Source organism: Nonomuraea sp. ZG12 (assembly GCF_052068115.1).
GTDB lineage: Bacteria > Actinomycetota > Actinomycetes > Streptosporangiales > Streptosporangiaceae > Nonomuraea.
Window position 1 is genome coordinate 1 of sequence record NZ_JBQHCW010000105.1, and the last position, 524, is coordinate 524.

Here is a 524-nt window from a genome sequence, read left to right on the forward strand (position 1 = left end):
CGTGGTCCAGCGCCGACGAGCGGCTTGAGCCGTTCGTCGGCCTGGAACTGCGCGACGTTGCTCTGCTCCAGTGGCGGCCATCATCACGCCATGACCTGGCGGACGGCACCCTCGCTGTGGAGTTCGTCTTCGATGCCGGTCGTTTCCACATCGTCAACGCTCTGGATGAGAACAGCATCAATGTCGGCCAGGCGCATCCAGAATTCGTGCGGCACCGGCTGGGCGGTTGCGCGCAGCCTGACTAGGTCGGCCTCCGGTTGATCTCGATGACCAGCAGCAGGGTGGCCTGGGCCGGGGCGCTGATTTGCCGGGGTGTGGCCCAGCGGGGGCGGGGATGTCGGCGAGTTCGGGTGCCGTTAAGAAACGTGTCACCAGCCGCCAATCGCAACGTCTTTGCAGGTCAGGAAGGTATGCGCTCATAAGTGCATCGACCCATCGACTCCAGCTAAGCGCCTATATGCAAGCCGCCGAGCTGCGTCTTCTCTCTCATTTGCGGCTGGTGACACGTTTCTTAACGGCATCCC

General features: G+C 63.0%; 1 protein-coding gene. It reads left to right on the plus strand.

Annotated elements, in window-relative coordinates; translation table 11 throughout:
- Positions 1-245, plus strand: a 245-nt coding sequence (locus ACTMTF_RS49465; protein WP_441117046.1) for a hypothetical protein, incomplete at its 5' end; no start/stop codon positions are given.
- Positions 246-524 lie beyond the last annotated feature (279 nt).